At 70.3% G+C, this 18,657-nt stretch carries 14 protein-coding genes; 2 read left to right on the top strand and 12 right to left on the bottom strand.

The genetic code is table 11. The features are described from left to right. Positions 1-369: 369 nt before the first annotated feature. From NHL51_RS13650 to NHL51_RS13625, 6 genes are all read right to left on the bottom strand, one after another. Positions 370-1,776, bottom strand: a complete 1,407-nt coding sequence (locus NHL51_RS13650) for a pyridoxal phosphate-dependent decarboxylase family protein (RefSeq protein WP_434144610.1) — start codon at positions 1,774-1,776, stop codon at positions 370-372. A 276-nt stretch (positions 1,777-2,052) separates the two neighbouring features. Then, positions 2,053-3,342, bottom strand: coding sequence for a tyrosine--tRNA ligase (tyrS, locus tag NHL51_RS13645; RefSeq protein ID WP_434144612.1), 1,290 nt, complete (start codon positions 3,340-3,342; stop codon positions 2,053-2,055). Positions 3,343-3,486: 144 nt separating this feature from the next. Further along, the gene (locus NHL51_RS13640; protein WP_434144609.1) at positions 3,487-3,957 is read right to left on the bottom strand and encodes a hypothetical protein; all 471 of its coding nucleotides are present in this window, start codon (positions 3,955-3,957) and stop codon (positions 3,487-3,489) included. 21 nt (positions 3,958-3,978) lie between these two features. Further along, complete coding sequence (gene argH, locus NHL51_RS13635; protein ID WP_434144608.1) at positions 3,979-5,445, bottom strand: argininosuccinate lyase; 1,467 nt, start codon at positions 5,443-5,445, stop codon at positions 3,979-3,981. Between the two features lie 38 nt (positions 5,446-5,483). After that, entirely contained in the window at positions 5,484-6,407 is a 924-nt protein-coding gene (gene argF, locus NHL51_RS13630; protein WP_434144606.1) for an ornithine carbamoyltransferase, read from the bottom strand. A gap of 255 nt (positions 6,408-6,662) precedes the next feature. Further along, positions 6,663-8,168, bottom strand: coding sequence for a phytoene desaturase family protein (locus NHL51_RS13625; RefSeq protein WP_434144605.1), 1,506 nt, complete (start codon positions 8,166-8,168; stop codon positions 6,663-6,665). 121 nt (positions 8,169-8,289) lie between these two features. On the opposite strand from NHL51_RS13625, the gene NHL51_RS13620 reads away from it, so the two are divergent. Beyond that, on the top strand, positions 8,290-9,576 hold the full coding sequence (locus NHL51_RS13620; RefSeq protein ID WP_434144603.1) for a DUF6986 family protein: 1,287 nt from the start codon (positions 8,290-8,292) through the stop codon (positions 9,574-9,576). Positions 9,577-9,648: 72 nt separating this feature from the next. Further along, entirely contained in the window at positions 9,649-10,413 is a 765-nt protein-coding gene (locus NHL51_RS13615; RefSeq protein ID WP_434144602.1) for an HAD-IIB family hydrolase, read from the top strand. A 208-nt stretch (positions 10,414-10,621) separates the two neighbouring features. On the opposite strand, the gene NHL51_RS13610 is transcribed toward NHL51_RS13615, so the two are convergent. From NHL51_RS13610 to NHL51_RS13585, 6 genes are all read right to left on the bottom strand, one after another. Then, positions 10,622-12,106, bottom strand: a complete 1,485-nt coding sequence (locus NHL51_RS13610) for a malate:quinone oxidoreductase (RefSeq protein WP_434144601.1) — start codon at positions 12,104-12,106, stop codon at positions 10,622-10,624. An 11-nt stretch (positions 12,107-12,117) separates the two neighbouring features. Beyond that, positions 12,118-13,452 carry a DNA repair protein RadA gene (gene radA, locus NHL51_RS13605; protein ID WP_434144600.1) on the bottom strand — a complete coding sequence of 445 codons (1,335 nt, stop codon included), beginning with the start codon at positions 13,450-13,452 and terminating at the stop codon, positions 12,118-12,120. 64 nt (positions 13,453-13,516) lie between these two features. Further along, a complete protein-coding gene (locus NHL51_RS13600; RefSeq protein ID WP_434144598.1) occupies positions 13,517-15,547 on the bottom strand; it encodes a helicase HerA-like domain-containing protein in 2,031 nt (676 codons plus the stop codon). Positions 15,548-15,588: 41 nt separating this feature from the next. Further along, entirely contained in the window at positions 15,589-16,782 is a 1,194-nt protein-coding gene (locus tag NHL51_RS13595) for an HTTM domain-containing protein (protein WP_434144596.1), read from the bottom strand. Continuing rightward, the gene (locus tag NHL51_RS13590) at positions 16,779-17,684 is read right to left on the bottom strand and encodes a DUF5819 family protein (RefSeq protein ID WP_434144595.1); all 906 of its coding nucleotides are present in this window, start codon (positions 17,682-17,684) and stop codon (positions 16,779-16,781) included. Before NHL51_RS13590 ends, NHL51_RS13595 begins: the two co-directional genes overlap by 4 nt. 198 nt (positions 17,685-17,882) lie before the next feature. Then, the coding region (locus NHL51_RS13585) for an LPXTG cell wall anchor domain-containing protein (protein WP_434144593.1) at positions 17,883-18,657 on the bottom strand (775 nt) is incomplete at its 5' end.

The following is an 18,657-nucleotide window of genomic DNA, read 5'->3' as shown; positions in this document are numbered from 1 at the left end:
CAAGTACCCCCACCAACCTTCTGCGGGAGTCGATAACGCAACAAAATTGAGCCGGACTGTTTCTCGCCCGGCTCCGTCGCGCTGACAAGGGAAAACATTACGCCGTCCCGGCACGCAGGGCAACACGGGCACGACTCTCGGGCGTGTCGCCCGAGAGTCAGTGATGCTCCGACTTCGGGCCGGAGGCCCTCAGCGCTCGCTACGGACAGCCAGAAATGGCTGTCCGCCACACGCTCGCGCAGGCGTGTCGCGTGCGGGTACCGAGGCCCGGACGGCCTCGGCTACCCGCACGCGAAGGCCAGAAATGGCCTTCGCCCCCAGTGCGACAAGCAGGCGTGTCGCGCCCCTGAAGGAGGGCCCGCACCTGTGTCACCGCATGGTGTCGAGGATGCCGGTGAGCTGCTCGAACGTGGTGAGGGGGTTCACGATCGCGAACCGCGCGTTCGGTCGCCCCTGGTACGAGCTCGGCACCACGAAAGCGCGCTGCTCGGCGAGCAGTTCTGCCGACCACCGGTCGTAGTCCGCGCGCTCCCACCCGTCGCGTTCGAAGACCACGACGGACAGGTGCGGTTCGCGCACGAGGGTCAGCCCGTCGCGCTGGGCGATCTCTTCAGCGATCTGCCGGGCGAGCTCTACCGAGTGCGTGATCGCATCGCGGTAGACGCCGGCGCCGTAGGTGGCGAGCGAGAACCAGAGCGGCAGGCCGCGCGGGCGCCGGGTGAGTTGGGCCGCGTAGTCCGACGGGCTCCAGTCGGCGGCTTCGGTGAGCGTATCGAGGTACTCGGCGTGCTGGGTATGCGCGCGGCGCCCGGTCTCGGGGTTGCGGTAGATGAGCGCGCAGACGTCGTACGGCGCGAAGAGCCACTTGTGCGGGTCGACGATGAGCGAATCGGCGTGCTCGACCCCGGCGAAGCGATGCCGAGCGGCGGGCGACAGCATGGCGGTGAGCCCATAAGCACCGTCGATGTGCAGCCAGAAGTCGAATTCCTCCTTGAGCGCGGCGATCCCTGCCACGTCATCGACGATGCCGAAGTTCGTGGAGCCGGTAGTCGCGACGACCGCGATAACCCGGTCTCCGTGCCGCTCGAGCGCTTCGCGCACCTCGGTGGCGCGCAGCACTCCGCCCGCGTCCGCCTGCACCAGGCACAGGTCGACGTCCATGACCTTCGCGGCGGAGGCGATGGAGGAATGCGCTTCGGCGCTGCACACGATGACCCAGCGGCCGCGCTCCGCCCGCGGGTCGCCGCTGCGTTCGCGAGCGACCTCGCGCGCCGCGACGAGCGCCGATAGGTTGCCCGTGGTGCCGCCCTGCACGAACACTCCCCCGGCACCCTCGGGCAGACCGAACTCAGCGGCGAGCCAGCGCAGCACCTCGTTCTCGGCGTGCACGACCCCGGCGCCCTCGAGCCAGGAACCGCCGTAGAGCGCGCTCGCCGAGACGACGAGATCGAACGACACCGCAGCCTTCGACGGCGCGCTCGGAATGAACGACAGGAACTGCGGGTGATCGGTGGTGATGCACGCCGGCGCGAGCACATGCTCGAAGATCGCGAGCGCCCGCGACGACCCGATGCCGGCCTCGCTGATCGTGGTGCCGGCGAGACGGGTGAGTTCCGCCTCGGTCGCGGCGTGATCGAGCGGTACATCGGTGGCGAGAATGCGACGGCGAGAGTACTCGAGCACCTCGTCGACGATGCGGCGCGTCTCTCCCGAGACCGAGTGCATTCTCGCGAACGATTCGGGCTGCATCGGGGCCGTGGGGGTACCGGGGTTCATCGTGTTCTCTCCTTCGAGAAGCGCTCGCTTTGCTCGTGCTCGACCGCCGGATCTGCACCCGTCTGCGCGGCCGCATGGCGTCCACAGCCATCATGCTCGTGCCGGGGCGGGTCTCGCAAACCCTGAGCGGTCCGGGCGACGCCCGTGCGACGTCCGCACCATCGCGGGCGATGGTCAGCGCAGGTTCGACCCGCAAATGAGGGTCGCCCGGGTAGACGGGCACACCGGTCGTGATCGGCAGGGTGAGATCGATCACGCGCATGGCGGTGCGGCGTTCTACTCCGCCGCGTGCACCGCGGCGAGCGTCTTCTTGCCGCGCCGCAGCACGGCGTACTTGCCGTGCAGCAGGTCGTCCGCCGCGAGCGCGGCGTCATCGACCTCGACCTTGGCGTTGTTCACGTAGACGCCGCCCTGGGCGATCGCGCGACGTGCTTCGCCGAGACTCTTCACGAGCCCGGAGTCGACGAGCAGCTGCGCGATCGGCGATCCCTGGAGACCCGATGCCCGGGGCAGCTCGGCGACAGCGCCCCGCAGCGAGACCTCGTCGAGCGAGGCCAGCTCGCCCTGCCCGAACAGCGCGGCCGAGGCGTCGATGGCACCCTGCGCGGCCGCGGCGCCGTGCACGAGGGTCGTGACCTCGAGCGCGAGACGCTTCTGCGCGGCACGGCGGAAGGGCTCGTCGGCGACCTGCTGCGCGTACTCCTCGATCTCGGCGCGCGACAGGAACGTGAACACCTTGAGCCGGTCGATCACATCGGCATCGGCCTGATTGAGCCAGAACTGGTAGAACGCGTAGGGCGAGCACATCTCGGGGTTCAGCCAGATGGCGTTGCCCTCGCTCTTGCCGAACTTCGTGCCGTCGGCGTTCGTGATGAGCGGCGTGCCGATCGCGTGCGCCGAAACGCCCTCGACCTTGCGGATCAGATCGGTGCCGCTCGTGAGGTTGCCCCACTGGTCGCTGCCGCCGGTCTGCAGCATGCAGCCGTACTGACGGTGCAGTTCGAGGAAATCGAGGCCCTGCAGGATCTGGTAGCTGAACTCGGTGTAGCTGATGCCCTCCTCCGAGTTCAGGCGCTTCGCGACGATGTCCTTCTTGACCATCGTGCCGACGCGGAAGTACTTGCCGATATCGCGCAGGAAGTCGATGGCCGACAGCGGGGCCGTCCAGTCGAGGTTGTTCACGAGGCGCGCGGCATTCTCGCCCTCGAAGCTGAGGTAGCGCGACACCTGCTCGCCGAGCGAGTCGACCCACTCGGCGACGGTCTCGCGGGAGTTGAGCACGCGCTCCGCGGTCGGACGCGGATCGCCGATGAGCCCGGTCGAACCGCCGACGAGGCCGAGCGGCTGGTGCCCCTTCAGCTGCAGGCGGCGCATGAGCAGCAGCTGCACCAGATGGCCCAGGTGCAGGCTCGAGGCGGTCGGGTCGAAGCCGCAGTAATACGTGAACGGGTCGCCCTCGAACAGTTCGGACAGGGCCCCCGGGTCGGTCGAGACGTGCACCAGCCCGCGCCACTCCAGCTCGTCCCACAGGGTCGCGAAGCTGTCGTCGTTGCGCTGGGCCGCCATCATCTCGGCGCGTTCGTTCACTGCAGTCACGCCTGCCATCGTACCGCGCGCGGGCGCTCTGCGATCACGCGCGGGCTCGTACCGGTCGAGGCCGCACCTGCGCATGTTCGCGAATCCGAGGAGATCGGCGACCGGACGACTGGCTCAGCGCCGGGACCCGGCGAGCAGGTTCTTGACCGCGTACCAGCCGAGGGCGATGCCTCCGGCCCACATCAGCACCGCGAACACCCAGAACGGTGCGCGACGGTGCCCGGCGCCGACGATGCGGAGCCAGTCGTAGCCCGAGGCGAGCATGACGAACGGGCCGATCATGAAGCAGACCGCCGCGATGACGAGCATGACCCAGCCCCGGGTGGTGAAGCGGGGCCGGGCGGCCGGCGCTGGTGCCTCAGCACCCGCTGAGACCGCCCTGTCTTCCGGCGACTCGGGCTGCCGGGTGAAGAGCGCGGCGGCGCAGCAGAGCACGAGCCCCAACCCCATCGTGGTGAAGCCGACCCCGACCAGTTCGCCGGTACGCAGCGTGGTCGCGAACCCTACGATCGTGAACAGCCCGAAGAACACGGCCGCGAACCACAGTCTGCGCCGCGCCTTGCGCGGGTCCATCCGCGTCGCCATGACTCTCGTTCCCGGTGAACGCTACGCCGCGCGGAACTCCGCGATGCGCTCGTCGAGGCGGGCGAGCTGCTCGTAGACGCGCACCCGCGCCGTGCCGCCGGCGCCGACGCGCGAGTTCACCGACCCTTCGATGGTGAGCACGTCGCGCACGCCGGGCGTCAGGTGCGGCGAGACCGTGGCGAGTTCCTCGTCGGAGGGCTCGTGGAGTTCGAGGCCGCGCTCCTCGCAGTACCGCACCAGCTCGCCGGAGATCTCGTGGGCGTCGCGGAAGATGACGCCCTGCTTGACGAGCCATTCGGCGACGTCGGTCGCGAGCGAGAAGCCCTGCGGCGCCAGCTCGGCCATGCGGTCGGTGTCGAAGCTCAGGGTCGCGACCATCCCGGTGAAGGCGGGCAGCAGCATCTCGAGCTGGTCGACCGAGTCGAAGACGGGCTCCTTGTCCTCCTGCAGGTCGCGGTTGTAGGCGAGCGGCAGGCCCTTGAGCGTGGCGAGCAGTCCGGTCAGGTTGCCGATGAGGCGGCCCGACTTGCCGCGCGCGAGCTCGGCGATGTCGGGATTCTTCTTCTGCGGCATGATGCTCGAACCGGTGGAGTAGCCGTCGTGCAGCTTGACGAAGCCGAACTCCTTGGTGTTCCAGAGGATGATCTCCTCGCTCAGGCGAGAGAGGTCGATGCCGATCTGGGCGCAGATGAAGGTGAACTCGGCGACCACGTCGCGCGCGGAGGTGCCGTCGATCGAGTTCTCGAGCGGATCGCCGAGACCGAGTTCGGCCGCGACGAGGCGCGGGTCGAGTCCGAGCGACGAGCCGGCGAGCGCGCCGCCGCCGTACGGCGAGTGGCTCGCGCGCACCGACCAGTCGCGCAGACGTTCCAGGTCGCGCACGATCGGCCAGGCGTGGGCGCCGATCTGGTGCGCGAGCAGCACCGGCTGCGCGTGCTGCAGGTGGGTGCGCCCCGGCAGGATCGCGTCGGGGTGCTTGCGCGCCTGCTCGGCGATCGCGTCGAGCAGGTCGAGCAGCTGGTGCCTGATGATCGCGGCGTGGTCGAGAAGGTAGAGGCGCACGAGCGTGGCGATCTGGTCGTTGCGGCTGCGGCCGGCGCGCAGCTTACCGCCGAGTTCGACACCGGTGATCTCGATGAGCAGGCGCTCGAGCGCCGAGTGCACGTCTTCGTCGGCCTCGCCGGGCACGGCGCGCCCGTCGGCGACGCGCGCCGAGAGCTCGTCGAGGGCGTCGTGCATGCCGTGCAGCTCGTCATCGCTCAAGTAGCCGGCAGCGGCGAGCGCCGTCGCGTGGGCCTTCGAGCCGCGGATGTCGTACTGGGCGAGCGCCCAGTCGAAGTGGGTCGACTTCGACAGCACGGCGAGTGCGGGCGACGGGCCGCTCGCGAAGCGTCCGCCCCAGAGGGCGCCGGCCTCGGCGGCCCGATTTCCGTTCTGCGCGCCGGCCTCGGCCGCGCGGTTGCCGTTTTCGGGGTTCTCTGCAGACATTTCGCTCACCGTTCCAGCCTACCCCGCGGCGGGCGGGGTCAGGCGCGCTCGAGCAGCCACGCCATGAGGGCCTTCTGGGCGTGCAGGCGGTTCTCCGCCTCGTCCCAGACGACGCTCTGCGGGCCGTCGATGACCTCGGGAGCGACCTCGAATTCGCGGTAGGCGGGCAGGCAGTGCAGGAAGATGGCATCGGAGGCCGCGTGCGCCATGAGCTCGGGGGTCACGCGGTAGGCGCCGAAGGTCTCAATGCGTGCAGCCTTCTCGTCCTCCTGCCCCATCGACACCCAGGTGTCGGTGATGACGGCGTCGGCGCCCTCGACTGCGGCGATCGGGTCGGTGATGACCGTGACCGACCCTCCCGTCGACGCGGCGATGCGCTCGGCGTCGGCGACGATGTCGGCCCGGGGGTGGTAGCCCTCGGGCCCGGCGACGCGGATGTGCATGCCGGCGGTCGCGAAGCCGAGCAGGTACGAGTGCCCCATGTTGTTGGCGGCGTCGCCGACGTAGGCGGCGGTGAGGCCCGCGAGCGTTCCGCGGTGCTCGCGGATGGTCTGCAGGTCGGCCAGGATCTGGCAGGGGTGGAAGTCGTCGGAGAGCGAGTTGATGACGGGCACGGTCGCGTGCGCGGCCATCTCTTCGAGGCCGGCGTGGGCGAAGGTGCGCCACACGATGAGCGACACCATGCGCGAGAGCACCTGCGCGGTGTCGGCGATCGACTCCTTGGCGCCGAGCTGCGCCTCGCCGGGGTTCACGATGATGGGATTGCCGCCGAGCTCGGCGACGCCCGCGTGGAAGCTGAAGCGGGTGCGGGTCGAGGTCTTGTCGAAGAAGACGGCGGCCGACTGCGGGCCGGCGAGCGGCCTCGCCGAGTAGGGCTCGCGCTTGAGCCGGGCGGCGAGGTCGAGCACCTCGAGCTGCTCGGCGGGGCTCAGGTCGTCATCGCGCAGAAAGTGCCTAGTCACCCGGCCAGCTTACCGCGCGGTGCGGCGGCGCGGCGGTGCTACGGCGGTACGGCGGTGATGCGGCGGTACAGCGGTGCTACGGCAGCACGGCGCGGCGGTGCGATCCTCGACAGGGATCGCCGACCGCTGTCGAAAGCACCGAGGGCCGGCCGACCTCGCCGAGGGGGCGAGAATTCGATCAGGGATCGCGAGTTCGGGCGGATATTTCGCCCTTCGACGCCCTCGATCCCTCGATCCCTCGACCCTCTCCAGCCTCTACCCCAGCCCGAGCTCGGGGGCGGGCAGCCCGTACTCGCGCCGTAGCGCGGCGCGCGCCGCGTACCAGCCCGAGAGTCCGTGCACGCCGGGGCCTGGCGGCGTCGCCGACGAGCACAGGTAGAGACCGGCAACCGGCGTGCGCCACGGCTCCGTCGAGACGATGGGCCGGGCGAGCAGCTGCCGGAGCGAGACGGCGCCGGCGCTGAAGTCGCCGCCTCCGTAGTTGCGGTTGTAGCTCGCGAGCTCGGCGGCGGTCGTGACCTGCATCGCGGTGATGCGGTCGCGGAATCCGGGGGCGAAGCGCTCGATCTGGGAGATCACGCGATCGGAGACATCAACGTTCGAGCCGCTCGGCACGTGGGTGTAGCTCCACACGGCATTGACGCCGGGGGCGTTGCGCTCGGGGTCGAGCCCGGCGGTCTGCGCGAGCAGCACGTAGGGCCGTTCGGGGTGCCGGCCGCGGGCGACCTCGAGCTCGGCGGCTGCGGCCTCGTGCCGGGAGCCGCCGAGGTGCACGGTCGGCGCCTCGCCGACTCGCGGGTCCGACCACGGAATGGGGCCGTCGAGCACGAAGTCGACCTTCGTGGCGGCGTCGCCGAAGCGGAAGCGTTCGAGCGAGCGGCGGTAGGGCGCGGGCAGCCGTTCCCCCGCGATGCCGAGCAGTCCCTTCGCCGAGGTGTCGAGCAGCCGCACCCGGTAGCCGTCGAGCTCACCGAGGTCGTCGATCGCGTGCGAAGTCTCGATGCGACCGCCGTGCGCGATCAGATCTGCGGCGAGCGCGTCGCTGATGGCGCGGGATCCGCCGAGCGGCACGGGCCAGCCGCGGGCGTGGCCGAGCGCGCCGAGCACGACGCCGACGCCCGAGGTGGCGAGGTTCGGCATGCGGCCGATGCTGTGGGCGGCGACGCCCGAGATGAGGGCGGGCGCGGCGGCTTCGCGGAACCGGGCGTTCCAGAGCGGGGTGCCCTGTTCGAAGGTGCGCAGCGCGGTGGCCAGCGCGGCCGGCAGGTTCGACGGCCAGCGCAGCATGCTGCCGCCGAGAGCGAAGTCGACGACGCCGTCGAGGCGTTCGAGCAGCGGCCGGTAGAAGCGGTGGTAGGCGGCTCCGTCGCGGCCGAGTTCGGCCGCCGTGCGGTCGAGGCTGCGGTAGGCGATCGCGGCGCGATCCCTGTCCCCGCGTCGGCCGCGGCCTCGGCCTCGGCCGCTCCCGCCGGAAGCGCCGTCGAGGGGGTTCGCGTACGACGCTTCGGGCACGGCGAAGCGCACGCGGCGTTCGAGCTCGAACTCGCGGAAGAAGCCGGTGGCGAGCGCCATCGGGTGCACGGCCGAGCAGACGTCGTGCAGCACGCCGGGGCTCACGACTTCGGCGGTGCGGGTGCCGCCGCCGATGGTCTCGGCCGCTTCGAACACGGTCACGGGCACGCCGGCCCGGGCGAGGGTCACCGCCGCGGCGAGCCCGTTGGGGCCGGCGCCGACGACGGCCGCGCCGTTCGTATGCGTCATACCTCTCAGGCTACCGGGCCATGCACCCGATCCCCCGCTGACACCGCGCCCCTCGCGGAGTATCGTCGAAGTGGGCGGAGGCCGCCCCGCCCGAACCGCCCGGCTCACGATGGAGTGTCCTATGACCGATCTGCACCGTTCCTCGTTCGACGACGCCGACCTCGCGTTCGCCGATGCCGCGCTGGCCGGCACGGACGACCTGCTGCGCACGGCCTACCCGGGCGATACCGGGCTGCGGCAGCCGGTGCACACGGTCTACGTGCCCGCGCACCGGTTCGCCGCCCGGCTGGCCGCGACCTGGGGCGCCGAGGCGACGCGGCTGGTCGAGGCGGCGGGCGGGTTCGGGCGTCTGGTCGCGGAGCTCGAACTGCCCGACTCCGACAGCGGCCGGGTCGCCGAGCGCGTTCGTCTGAAGCTCGCGACCGAGCCGTTCGAAGACCTGCGCATCGATTTCGAGGACGGCTACGGCGACCACGGCGACGCGGCTGAGGATGCGGCGGCGACGGCGGCGGCGACGCAGCTCGCCGACGATATCTCGACAGGGATCGCACCGCCGTTCACGGGCATCCGCTTCAAGTGCCTCGAGCCCGAGACGCGTCGGCGCGGTCTGCGCACGCTCGATCTGTTCGTGACGGCGCTCGTCGAGCGGTCCGGCGGCTCGGTGCCCGCGGGGTTCGTCGTCACGCTGCCGAAGGTGACGACGGTGCAGCAGGTGGAGGTGGCCGCAGAGCTGTTCGAGCGGCTCGAGACGAGGCTCGGCCTGCCGCAGGGGGCGCTGAAGTTCGAGGTGCAGGTGGAGACGCCGCAGGTCATCATCGGGGCCGGCGGCACCCATCCGGTCGCCGAGCTGCTGCACCGCGGCGGAGGGCGCATCACGGGCCTGCACTACGGGACGTACGACTATTCCGCGTCGCTCGGTATCGCGGCGGCGCAGCAGTCGATGGAGCATCCGGCCGCCGATTTCGCGAAGCACGTGATGCAGGCGGCAGCGGCGGGCACGGGCGTACGGCTCTCGGACGGATCGACGAACGTGGTGCCCGCGGGCGGCAACGACGTCGACGGCACCATCGCGACGTGGCGGCTGCACAGCCGGCTCGTGCGGCGATCGCTCGAGCGCGGCTACTACCAGGGGTGGGATCTGCACCCCGCCCATCTGCCGAGCCGCTTCGCAGCAAGCTACGCGTTCTTCCGCGACGGGCTCGCCGAGGTCACCGCGCGGCTGAGGGGCTACATCGAGCACAGCGCGGCGGGGTTCCTCGATGAGCCCGCAACGGCGCGGGCGCTCGCGGGCTTCCTCGCCCGCGGGGTGCAGGCGGGCGCGGTCGGGCACGATGAACTGGTCGAGCTCGTGGGCATCACCGAGGAGGAGCTCGTCGCGCTCGCGTACCCAGTGCGCGCGGCCGGATAGCCGCTGCGGGCGCTGCGGGCGCTGCGGCCTTGCGTCGACCCGGTGCCTGCTCGGCTGTGGCACAATCGGGGCATGCCGACGATCCCTCGCCTCATCGCCTTCGATCTCGACGATACGCTCGCACCCTCGAAATCGCCCGTCGACCCGCGCATGCTCGCGGTGTTCGCGCGCCTGCTCGACCGCACGACGGTCGCGGTGATCTCGGGCGGCAATTTCGAGCAGTTCGAGATGCAGCTCGTCGCGCGCCTCGACGACTTCGCGGGGGTGGGCGAAGCGGCGCTGTCGCGTCTGCATCTGCTACCGACCTGCGGCACCCGCTACGAGCAGCGCGATGGCGGTGTCTGGCGCACCGTCTACCGCGAGAACCTCGAGCCCGGCGACCGCGATGCGGCCCTCGCGGCGCTGCGCGAGGAGGCGGAGCGGCTGGAGCTGTGGGAGGCGGAGCCGTGGGGCGAGATCCTCGAGGATCGCGGCTCGCAGGTCACCTTCTCGGCGCTCGGCCAGCAGGCGCCGGTCGAAGCGAAGCGGCAGTGGGACCCGACGGGCGAGAAGAAGAACGCGCTGCGCGCGGCGGTCGCGGCCCGGGTACCGCAGCTCGAGGTGCGCAGCGGCGGCTCGACCTCGGTCGACATCACCCGCCGCGGCATCGACAAGGCGTACGGCATGCGCAAGCTCGCCGAGTACACCGGCATCGCGCTCGACGAGATGCTGTTCGTGGGCGACCGTCTCGACCCCGACGGCAACGACTATCCGGTGTGGGCGATGGGCGTCGCCTGCCATGCGGTCACGGGCTGGGAAGACACGGCGGCCTTCCTGGAGCAGCTGCTCGCCGAGTAGTCGCTCACCGAGTAGTCGCTCACCGAGCCGCCGCTCGCGCTACGTTCTCGACAGGGATCGCCCCGCGCTCCTCTGCCGCCACGTCTATCAGCGGAGCACCGGAGCACCGGAGCACCGACGACAATGGGTCGCGAATTGCAATTTCATCGCTCAGAGATTGCAATTCGCGACCCATTGTCGCTGACCCGGCACGAGCGCTGGTTCGAGCTCAGACGCGGGTGTTCAGGCCCAGCACCTCGGCGGTGTCGGCGAGCGACTTCGCGGCGATCGCGGGGTCGGCATTGATGTCTTCGCCGAGCGACGGCACGTGCGACTTGAGCACGGCCTTCCACTCGTTCTCGAACTGTTCGGGGAAGCACTTCTCGAGCACGCCGAGCATCGCGTGCACGGCGGTCGACGCGCCGGGCGACGCGCCGAGCAGGCCGGCGATGCTGCCTTCGCCGCCGGTGATGACCTCGGTGCCGAACTGCAGCACGCCGCCCTTCTGCGGGTCCTTCTTCATGATCTGCACGCGCTGACCGGCGGTGATCATCTCCCAGTCCTCGGTGCGCGCGGTCGGCATGTACTCGCGCAGCGACTGCATCTGCTTCTCGCGGCTCGCGAGCACCTCGCTGACGAGGTACTTCTCGAGCGAGAACTGCGTCACGCCGACCTTGATCATGGGGCCGAGGTTGTGCGCGCGCACCGACCCCGGCAGGTCCCACCAGCTGCCGTTCTTGAGGAAGTTGGGGCTGAAGCCGGCGTACGGGCCGAAGAGCAGGCTCTCCTCGCCGTTCACGATACGGGTGTCGAGGTGCGGCACCGACATGGGCGGGGCGCCGACCGCGGCTTTGCCGTACACCTTGGCGCGGTGCTGCTTCACGATCTCGGGGTTGCTGCACTTCAAGAATTTGCCGCTGATCGGGAAGCCGCCGAAGCCACGGATCTCGGGAATGCCCGACGACTGCAGCAGCGGCAGAGCACCGCCGCCGGTGCCGACGAAGACGAACTTCGCGTTCACGCGCTGGTGCCCCATGCCCGAGCGGGCGGGCAGGTGCACATCCCAGGTGCCGTCGGCGCGGCGCGAGAGCTTCTGCACGGGAGTGCGCAGGTGCAGGCGCGCGCCCTCGTTCACGAGGTGCGAGATGAGCTGACGGGTGACCGAGCCGAAATCGACGTCGGTGCCGGTGAGCGAACGGGTCGCGGCGAAGACCTCGTCCTTGGCGCGGCGGTCGACGAGCAGCGGCGCCCATTCGGCGATCTGCGCCGGGTCGTCGCTGAACTCCATGTCGGCGAAGAGCGGCTCGCTCTGCAGCACCTGGTGGCGGCGGCGCAGGTAGTCGACGTTCGCTTCGCCGCGCACGAAGGTCATGTGCGGGGTCGCGTTGATGAAGCTCTGCGGCTCGCCGAGCACGCCGGCATTCACGAGCGATGACCACCACTGGCGCGAGAGCTGGAACTGCTCGTTGATCTGGATGGCCTTCGCGGGCGACAGGCTGCCGTCGGCCGCTTCGGGCATGTAGTTCAGTTCGCAGAGCGCGGCGTGGCCGGTACCCGCGTTGTTCCAGGCGTTCGAACTCTCCGTCGCGACCTCTGCCGCAGACTCGTAGATTTCGATCGACCATTCGGGGCGCACCTGCTTGATGAGAGTACCGAGGGTCGCGCTCATGATCCCGCCGCCGATGAGGGCGACGTCAACAGTGTTATTACTCACGGTGCTCCAGTCTACCCTCCCCCGGAACCGCCGAGCCCCGCGGCCGTTCGGGCATCGTCGAGGGTGTGCGCCGTCGAATCGATGATGCGCCGGTAGCCGAGCCTGCGCGCCTCGTTCGTGCGCTGCGCGGCCCCGACGACGGGCCTGATCTCGCCGGCGAGGCTGATCTCGCCGAACGCCGCGAGATCGTGCGGCAGCGGGGTATCGCGGGCGGCCGAGAGCACGGCGAGGGCGATCGCGAGGTCGACGGCGGGTTCGGTGAGCTTCACGCCGCCGACGGTCGAGACGTAGACGTCCTGGTCGTGCAGTTGGATCTTCGCCCGCCGTTCGATGACGGCGAGGATCATCGCGACGCGGGCCGGGTCGACGCCGCTCGTCACGCGGCGCGGGTTCGGCGTCGCGCTCTTGGCGACGAGCGCCTGCACCTCGACCGGCAGCGCACGGCGGCCCTCGAGCGAGATCGCGGCGCAGGTGCCGCTGACAGGGATCTGCGAGCGGCTGAGGAACAGGCCGCTCGGGTCAGGCACCTCGGAGATGCCGTCGCCGGTCATCTCGAAGCAGCCGACCTCGTCGGTCGGGCCGAAACGGTTCTTGAGGGTGCGCAGGAAGCGCAGCGGGGTCTGCCGGTCGCCCTCGAAGTGGCAGACGACGTCGACGAGGTGCTCGAGCAGGCGGGGCCCCGCGACCGAGCCGTCCTTCGTGACGTGGCCGACGAGGATCACCGGGGTGCCGCGGCCCTTCGCCGCACGGATGAGGGCGCCCGCGACCTCGCGCACCTGCGCGGGCCCGCCGGGAGAGCCGTCGATGTCGCCGCTCGCGAGCGTCTGCACCGAGTCGATGATCACGAGCGCCGGATCGACCTCCTCGATATGCCCGAGCACGGTCGCGAGGTCGGTCTCGCTCGCGAGGTAGAGCGCATCGTAGAGCGCGCCGGTGCGTTCGGCGCGCATGCGGATCTGCCCGGTCGACTCCTCGCCGCTCGCGTAGAGCACCCGTGCACCGCGCGCTGCGGCCCGGGCCGCCGCGTCGAGCAGCAGCGTCGATTTGCCGACGCCGGGTTCGCCCGAGAAGAGGATCGCGGCGCCGGGCACCACGCCGCCGCCGAGCACGCGGTCGAGTTCTCCGATGCCCGTCGGGCGGTGGCTCACCGTCTCGCCGTGGAGCTCGGTGATGGGCCGGGCCTCATGCCCGGCACCGGGCGCGACGGCGCGCGTCGACCGCGCACGGTTCTGCACGGCGCGCTCTTCGACGGTGCCCCACTGCTGGCACTCGCCGCAGCGGCCGACCCACTTGGAGGTCTGCCAGCCGCATTCAGTGCAGGTGTAGGTGCTCGTCGCTTTCGCCATGCCGCGAGCCTATCGGGCGCCGCCGACGTCGCCGCCGCTGCCGCCCGAAACGCCCGCCGGAGCGCTACTTCTTGAAGAGATTGCGCAGCACCTGGTTCACGATAGTGCGTGCGCCCGAGGTGACGACCGAACCGACTCGGTCGGTCGTCTTCTTCACGGCGGCGGCACGCTCGCGCTCCTTGCGCTCCGCTTCGCGCACCCGACGGCGCTCCGCCTCGGCGGCTTCGCGTTCGAGACGCTTCGCCTCCGCTGCGGCCGCCTTTTCAGCCTCCTTCTGCGCCTTCGCCTCGGCGGCCGCGGCCTCCTTCGCGGCGGCCGCCTCCTCTGCGGCCTGCGCCTGCGCCTCGGCCGCCGCGGCGCGCTGTTCTTCGAGCATCTCGGTCGCGGAGCGCGATTCGACGGCCTCGCCGTACTTCGCCTGCAGCGGCGACACCGTCACGGCGGCCTGCATGTTCGCGTCGGGAATCGGGTCCATGAGCCCCTGCGGCGCCCGCAGACGCGTCCAGGCGACCGGGGTGGGCGCGCCCTTCTCCCCCATCACCGTGACGACCGCCTCGCCCGTGCCCATGCTCTGCAGCACTTCGGCCAGGTCGTAGCCCGACTTCGGGTAGGTCGAGACGGTGGCCTTCAGCACCTTCGCATCATCGGGGGTGTGGGCGCGCAGCGCATGCTGCACGCGCGAACCGAGCTGCGCCAGCACATCTCCCGGTACGTCCTTCGGGGTCTGCGTCACGAAGAAGACGCCGACGCCCTTCGAGCGGATGAGGCGCACGGTCTGCGTGATCTCCTGCAGAAACGCCTTCGACGCGTCGGCGAAGAGCAGGTGAGCCTCGTCGAAGAAGAAGACCAGCTTCGGCTTGTCCTGGTCGCCGACCTCGGGCAGCGTGGCGAAGAGCTCGGAGAGCAGGTACATGAGGAAGGTCGAGAACAGCGCCGGCTTGTCCTGCACGCCCGGCACCTCGAGCAGGTTGATGATGCCGCTGCCGTCGGGGGCGACGCGCAAGAGATCCGCCGGTTCGAACGCGGGCTCCCCGAAGAATGCGTCTGCGCCCTCGGCGGCGAATCCGATCACGTTGCGCTGGATCACGCCGACGGTCTGCTTCGACAGACCGCCGATCTGCGAGATCTCGGCCTTGCCCTCGTCGCTCGTGAGGTAGGCGAGCAGGGCCTGCAGGTCGTCGATGCCGACGAGGGGCAGGCCCTGCTCCTCGGCGTAGTGGAAGACGAGTCCGAGGCTCGACTCCTGGGTCTGATTGAGGCCGAGCACCTTCGAGAGCATCACCGATCCGAAGCGTTCGATGGTGGTGCGGATCGGCACGCCGATGCCTATGCCGCCGAGAGTGAAGAACTCGGTCTGGGCGGCGCGGGGCTGCCAATCCTGCCCGATGCCCTGCGTGCGGGCGAGCAGCTTGTCGCTCGAGACGCCGGGCGCTGCGACGCCCGAGAGGTCGCCCTTGATATCGGCGGCGAACACGGGCACGCCCTGCGCCGCGATCTGCTCGGCGAGGCCCTGCAGGGTGCGCGTCTTGCCGGTGCCGGTCGCGCCGGCGACGAGACCGTGCCTGTTGAGCATGCCGAGCGGAATGCTGATCTGCACGTCGGCCCGCGGGTCGCCGTTCATGAGCGCGCCGAGGTTCAAGAGCGTCGGCCCGCCGCCCGCCGCCTGCGGGTAGCCGGCGACGATCGCCTGCACCTGCTCTTCGCTCAGCGGGCCGGGCTTCGCTTCCGATACGACCGTCGAGGCCGCCGGTGCCGCCGGCTCTACGGGTGCAGCAGCCGACTCGGGCTCCGCGGCCGGCTCGGCGGCTGCGGCTTCGGGCGGTGCGGCTTCGGGCGGTGCGGCTTCGGCAGCAGGCTCGGCCTCGGCCTCGGCAGGCGCCTCCGACGGCACCGCTTCCTGCGCCTCGGCGGCGACCGCGTCAGCCGCGGCCTTCGCCGCCGCTTCCGCCTTCGCGATGGCCGCCTGCAGCTCCTCCTGCGCCTGGCGCGCCGCATCGGCCGCTTCGGTCGCCGATACCTTCCCGTCGCCGTCGAGGTCTCCGGCGACCGCGTTCGCGGTCGGCTGGTCCGAGTTCTGCTCCTGCGCATCCGTCATGATGCGAGCATACCGTCAGCCGTGAGGGTCGAGCGAGAGGCTCAGGAGCGCCCCATCGAGGCCCGCCATCTGCGCGAGACGCCGTCGCCGAAGCGCTTCCAGCTGCGATCCCTGATGAAGATCGAGTCGATCGCGATCATCGTGAGCGAGAACCAGGGCAGGCCCATGAGCACGCCGATCATGATGTGGAAGCCGAGGATGCCGAAGAGCGCGATGAGGCGCGTCGGCCGCGACAGCAGCGCGAGCAGGAAGGCGCCCTGCAGGAGGATCGACCCCCACGTGCCGATGGCGACCATCGGACCCCATGCGGTGATGAGGTCGCTGAGGATGGGCCAGGTGCCGAAGCGTGCCGTGTGCAGCGGGTCGTACACCGCGTACCCCGATGCCCACGGTGCGCCCTGCGCCTTGTAGAGCGCACCCGAGCCGTACACGAACGCGACCTGCGCGGTGAGCGCGACGAGGGCGAGGTTGTGCAGCACGGTGCCGATGTGGTTCGGCGACGAGCCGGCGGCGAACCAGTCGCCCTTCGCGGCGCGGCGGCGCGCGTCGAGCGACCAGCGGGCGGCGGCGTCGGTGAAGAACATCAGGATCATGGCGATGCGGAACATGTTGTCGCCCTGGTCGCCGACCATGTCGTTCATCTCGATGAAGCCGACCCACATGACGAAGAACACGGGCAGCACGATGCGGAAGCGCCAGCCGATCGTGAAGAGCACGGCGAGGCCCATGAGTGCGATGTAGAGCACCGTGAAGGCGAAGTCGTTGGCGGCGGCATTGTGGAAGGCGCTGAACAGCCAGATCTTCGGGAAGTCGCTGAGGGGGCGGGCCATCTCGCCGTTCCATGCCGACCCCGACCCGAAGGTGTAGAGGCGGGTCGAGAAGTTCGAGAGGAGCAGTCCGAGGGCGGTGAGGCCGAAGACGATGCGCGTCACGGCGATGCCGTAGAGCGCCTTCTTGCCGCCGAAGAGCCAGCGTTCGAGAAAATCGACCGCATCGCCGATGCTGTTCGCGAACGACAGCCAGGCGGCGGCGATGACGCTGCCGATGAAGGCGAAGAACCCGGCGACCGGCGTGCGGGGCGCGGTGGTCGCGCCCGACGCCCGGCCGGCCTCGGGGCGCTCGCCAGAGGTCTCGAGGGGCTCGGGCGCCTGGGGGTCTGCGGTCTCGAGCGGCGCGCTGTCGCGCGTCTTCGTCTGCGGTCGCTGCGCAGTCTGCTTCGTGCTCGGCCGGTTCATCGGGTCGTCCTCTCGAACTGGTCGCGGAACACGTGGGTGAAGTTCTCGCTGCTCTGGTGCTCTTCGACGAGCGGGCCGCGCCAGCCGGGCAGCACGACCGTGGGGTCGGGGCGCTGCGCCTGCGCGTTGTGCCGGTCGGCGAAGGGGATGATGTTCTGGCGGCTGACCCGGAACTGCACCTTCTCGACGTCTTCGCCCCAGATGGCCGTGGCCACTTGAGTGGCGTAGGCGGTGGTGCGGTGCTCCTCGGCGAGCAGCTGATCGATCTCGGCGGTGTTCATGGGCTGGGTTTCGGCGCCCTCGGTCTTCGCGGCCTTCTCGTTCGCGTTGGTGATCTGCGCTTCGAGGGCGGCGCGCATGCCGACCTCCCACTGGTCGACTGCGAAGTCGCCGGAGACGATATTGCGCTGCGACGCCTCGACTTTGTCGTAGGCCGACTTGTAGTTCGAAGCCACTTCGCTCGACTGGATGCCGGCGCGCGGCGGGAAGAGGTTGTAGCGGATCATCGAGAGTTCGACGTCGGTGGCGCTCACCCAGCCGGTCTCGGTGCCGTCGGCGAGGGTGGCGCGCACGTTGAAGTGGTAGTCGCCGTTGATCGGCTCGGGGGCGAACACGCTCCACGATTGACCGAAGAACGGGATCATGTAGGCGCTGAGGGTCTGCTGCTGCCCGGGCACGACCTCGCGGGCGTTCTCGGAGTACGGTGCGATCCAGAGGAACGATGCCAGGATGTGCCAGCCGGTGAGCAGCACCGCCGCGAGGGCGACGAGGCGCACCCAGGTTCTCGGGGCGGGCGTCTTCGGCGCGGTCGGCTTCGCTACGGGCTGCTCGTCGACGTTCTGCGTCGCCTCGATAGCCTCGTCGGCCGGTGCACTCGCCCGTGAAGAGCGTGTCTTACTCAAGTTGTTCCCCCGAAGTACTCGAATGAAGTTCGTGAACAGTTCTGCCTGTTGCCGATCTGCGTGCCGCAGCTGTTCGCAGAATACTCACAGTACGGGATGCAGGGCGGGTGCAGAACCGCGTGTGGCCGGAATCGCTGGTGCAGTGATTCCGGCCACACGGTTCGGGGCCGCCGTCAGGCGGCCCCTTGCCTATTCAGTTCAGGCGTCGGCGTTCTCGCGACGACGCTTCACGACCACCAGGGTGACCGCGCCGGCGAGCAGTAGCAGGAGGCCTGCGGCGGCGAAGCCGGTCAGCGGGGCACCGCCGGTCTGCGACAGGTGCTTCGCACCCGCTGCAGTGGCCGAGCCCTGCGAGTTGCTCGATGCCGAGCTCGTCGCGGTTGCGGTCGAGGTCGCGCTCGCCGAGGCGCCCGAGGCGTTCGCCTTCGCGCCCTGGGTGTTCGCGCTCGCGCCCGAGGCGCTGGCGTCGGCACCCTGTGCGTTCGCGCTCGCACCCTGCGTGTTGGCGCTCACACCCGGGTCTGCGGCAGCAGCCGCGTCGGGGTCGGCCGCAGCAGCAGCGTCGACATCCGCAGCGGCGGTAGCCGATGCATCGTCCGACGAGGTGGCGTTCGCGGCGACCGAAGCCGCAGCAGCAGCGTCCGCATCCGCGGCGGCCGAAGCCGAAGCCGTCGAATCCGAATCAGCGGTCGAGTTCGCCGCGACCTGAGCCGAAGCCGCAGCAGCGGTCTCGGCCGTAGCCGAAGCAGCCGACGATGCATCCGGAGTCGCCGCAGCCTCAGCCGCGGCATCCGCCGTCACATCCGCCGCGGCCGAAGCCGTCGACGTCGCGTCTGCGAGAGCCGCAGCCTGCGCCGCGACCTGAGCCGAAGCGTTGCTGTCGTCATCCGCGTTCGCCGATGCCGAGGCCGAAGCCGAGGCGTTGACGTTCGCGTCTGCGTTCATATCAGCGTCCGCATCAACATCGGCGTCT

Source organism: Leucobacter sp. gxy201, from assembly GCF_051043335.1.
Taxonomy (GTDB): Bacteria; Actinomycetota; Actinomycetes; order Actinomycetales; family Microbacteriaceae; genus Leucobacter.
The sequence above is the reverse complement of the archived record's forward strand: the minus strand, read 5'-3'. Positions and strand labels throughout refer to the sequence as shown.